3 protein-coding genes and 2 pseudogenes are annotated in these 3322 nt (G+C 69.2%); 1 reads left to right on the top strand and 4 read right to left on the bottom strand.

What is annotated here, in order from left to right:
- The 4 genes and pseudogenes from ACFZCY_RS45390 to ACFZCY_RS45405 all read right to left on the bottom strand — a co-directional run.
- Positions 1-336 (bottom strand): annotated as a pseudogene (locus ACFZCY_RS45390) (IS630 family transposase); the annotation flags it as partial.
- A gap of 180 nt (positions 337-516) precedes the next feature.
- On the bottom strand, positions 517-1437 hold the full coding sequence (locus ACFZCY_RS45395) for a phosphatase PAP2 family protein (RefSeq protein WP_391187698.1): 921 nt from the start codon (positions 1435-1437) through the stop codon (positions 517-519).
- 94 nt (positions 1438-1531) lie between these two features.
- The gene (locus tag ACFZCY_RS45400) at positions 1532-2488 is read right to left on the bottom strand and encodes a hypothetical protein (protein WP_391187700.1); all 957 of its coding nucleotides are present in this window, start codon (positions 2486-2488) and stop codon (positions 1532-1534) included.
- Positions 2485-2826 (bottom strand): PadR family transcriptional regulator, encoded by a 342-nt coding sequence (locus ACFZCY_RS45405; protein ID WP_125760678.1) that lies wholly within the window; start codon positions 2824-2826, stop codon positions 2485-2487. Before ACFZCY_RS45405 ends, ACFZCY_RS45400 begins: the two co-directional genes overlap by 4 nt.
- A 260-nt stretch (positions 2827-3086) precedes the next feature.
- Between ACFZCY_RS45405 and ACFZCY_RS45410 the strand changes: the two are divergent.
- Positions 3087-3322, top strand: a pseudogene (locus tag ACFZCY_RS45410) (IS630 family transposase); the annotation flags it as partial.

Raw genomic sequence — 3322 nt, forward strand, 5'->3', positions numbered from 1 at the left:
CAGAGGTGTTCGACCTGGGCCTTCTTGGCCGCGTAGTCGGGGTCGCGGGAGGTCTTCCAGGTCTTTATGCGTTGAAACGAGACGCCCTCCTCGCGGAGCAGGACCCGAAGGCCCTCGTGGCTGATGTCGTCGACCGCCCCCTCGGCTACCAGGAAGTCGGCCAGTTTGGCCAGACTCCAGGTCGAGAACGGCAGGCCGTGCTCGGCTGGCTTGGACTTGGCGATCTTCCTGATCTCCCGGCCAGGTCACCACCGAACCAGTGCCTCTACGGATGATCCGCAGCAGGCGCCTGCCCTCGTCGTCATCAATGGCCCGGACCCGCACGCGTTCAGCCACGTGATCATTGTGGCCGGTTGCCGCGCCGGGTGACACCGGCTTGTTGACCGGACTACGGGAGGACATGCCGGGCGGGAGGGCATCCCCGCTCGGGCGTCGACGGCTTCCACGACTGGATGGTGGCGTCGGACCGCCGCTTTGCCAGGATGCGCCGGTTCCCGCCCGGAGCCTGCCGGGTGGTCAGCCCAGTGCGGGGCGTGTGCGGCGTGCGGTGTGTGCGGGCCGCCCGACTGCGGCGTACCAGACCAGGGCCGCACATATGAAGGCCGTCGCCGCGGAGACCAGTGACCTTGTGAGGGTGTCGTTCCGTGCGCCGGAAACGAGGGCGACGGCCAGTGCCAGCGTCAGGGTGATGACGGGCAGCGCACGGGGGCTCCGCGTGGCGCCTGGCGCGGCGGCTGGCGGCAGCAGCCAGGTTGCGAGGCCGTAAAAGGCACAGGCCAACAGTGTGGCTCCCAGCACTTCGCTGGGCCGGTGGCCGCCCATGGTCGCGCTGGCGGCGGCGATGCAGGCGAGCCACAGCACACCGGCCGTGGCGACGTAGGGGCGGATGCGGGGGGAAACCACGAGGACGGCGGCGAGGGTCAGCGCGGCGGGGATGGCCGTGTGCCCGCTGGGAAAACCCTGATCAAGGAGATTCTCGCGCGCGCCCACCAGATCAGGGCGGGGCATGGCCGATTTGAACACCTCCTTGCTTCCGGTCGTGAGAATGACGACCCCGAGCGCCGCGCACCCCTGCCGCCAGTACCGCCGCACCAGGGTGAGGACCACGATGACGGCCAGGCCCGCCATCAGGGTGGGCTTGGCGCTCAATTCCATCGGGGGTAGGGGCGTCGAGCCGTATTCCGATCCTGACAGGGGGTAGATCCATGCTTCTTCGCTGCCCTGTTTACCGAGATCAAACAGTGCGTTCTCGGCTCGTTGCCCCCACGGGGTGCAGATGGCGAGCAGGTAGACCGCCAGGAACCCCAGGGTGTACAGCAGAGTCGGCATCCACGGCCGTGTCGTACGCGACGGGCTGGGGTCGTCGGGGGCCCCGGGGGCCTGCCTTGAGGCCCCCGGACGGTGCGCGGGCAGGGACGGAGAATCGTTCTGTGTCATCGCTCTGTTTCTTCCGTTGGGGGGAGTTCGGTCACGCACGTCTTGCGGCACGACGTGGGCCGCCGGGCTCGGTCGGCCCACCGGGGGGCCGCTCCTATTCGGCGAGTGCCTGCCCCTGTCGGCGCTGGGCGGTGATCGCCAGGACCGGGAGGGGGGCGATCAGGAGAACGAGGACGACCAGGTCCGGCAGGGACTGCATGAACCCCTGCGGCTGGATCACGATCGCCTGCGTGCGGATGAACGCGACCGCCGCGACGGGGATCAGCCACCGGTAATCCCCGGTGGAGGCCGTCGCCACCCACGCGGCGATCAGCGCGGCGACTTCTAGGGCGAACAGGCCGCGTTGGAAGGTTGGACTGACGGAGATGATGTGCAGGCCCCCGGCCACGTACATGGCGAGCACGACGGGCACCAGCCAGCGGCACGAGCGGCGCCGCAGACGGCTGGGACGGCAGGCCGTCAGCACGGCGCACGCGGTGCACAGTGTGCCCGACAGGACCAGGTCATGGGCGGTTATCGGGGTGCCAAGACCGTAGTAGCCCAGGCCCGCCTTGCCCTCGTCGCCGAAGAGGGTGCGGCCGTGGGACGTGGCGCCGGCCCAGATCATGGCTGCCGCGGCCGGCAGCGCGATCCACGGTCTGCCACGCAGCAGAGCGATCAGGCAGCCCAGCGGGAGCAGCCCGTAGGGCAGCAGCCGTATCCGCGTGGGACCTTCGGCCCACGGGTACCAGCCGGAGAAGTGGAAGGCGATGGCGTGCTGTCCGGGGTCGATGTGCAGTGCCCAGTGCCACACATCCTGCAAGTACGGAACCAGCGCCAGCGCGGCGAGGGCCAGGGCGGCCAGGTGGACGCCGTCCAGCCACCACGGCCGAGTGGTGTCGTCAACGGTGCCCCGGGCGCGGGCCTGCACCCCGGCGCGCACCAAGGCGGCAACTTCCCGCGGCGGGGGCCAGGAGCGGCCGGGATACGCCTCGGCCAGGCAGGTCAGTAACTCCTCTCCCTGCCGGGAACGGTAGGGCTCGGGATAGGCCGCAAGCAGCAGACGGTTCATGCCGGGGCCGCTCCGGCATTCCGCGAGCGGCCGATGACGACGGCCGCCGCCTGCTGCATCCGCAATGCCTCCCGGCTGAGCATCGCGGTGCCGTCCTCGGTGAGCTTGTAGTAGCGCCGCGCCCGCCCGTCCACGATCTCCTCATGGTCGGCGGCCACCAGTCCGGCCCGCTCCATCCGCTCCAGCGCGCCGTAGAGGGTGCCGACAGCGATCCGGAGCCGCCCGTCGGTGGCCTGCTCGGCCGCCTTGATGATGCCGTAACCGTGCAACGGCCCGTCCATGAGCGCGGCAAGGATGAAGTACTGCGGTTCCGTCAAGGACGGGTTCTGTCTTGTCACGCGTCGACTATATATCGAGCTACGAAATATATCTGTCAACTCTGGGCGATCACCGGCGGTGCCTCCACGCCTGAGGCGAGAGTCACCCTCTCCCGACCGGCGGGCGGGTGGTCTCCTCGACGCACCCGCGTGGCGTCGGCGGATGCTCACCGCGACCTGGTCCGGGCCGAGTGGAATGTCATTTCCACCGTGTCCGCCGGACCCGTCTCGCTTCCGTTGAATCTTCCACGGACCAAACTCTGTTCGCCCGGCCCGACTGGGAGATCAAGAAGATCGCCAAGTCCAAGCCAGCCGAGCACGGCCTGCCGTTCTCGGCCTGGAGCCCAGCCAACTCGGCCGACTTCCTGGTAGCCGAGGGGGCGGTCGACGACATCAGCCACGAGGGCCTTCGGGCCCTGGTCCGCGAGGAGGGCGTCTCGTTTCCATGCATAAAGACCTGGAAGACCTCCCGCGACCCCGACTACGCGGCCAAGAAGGCCCGGGTCGAACACCTCTA

Source organism: Streptomyces sp. NPDC007983 (genome assembly GCF_042958345.1).
Classification (GTDB): domain Bacteria; phylum Actinomycetota; class Actinomycetes; order Streptomycetales; family Streptomycetaceae; genus Streptomyces.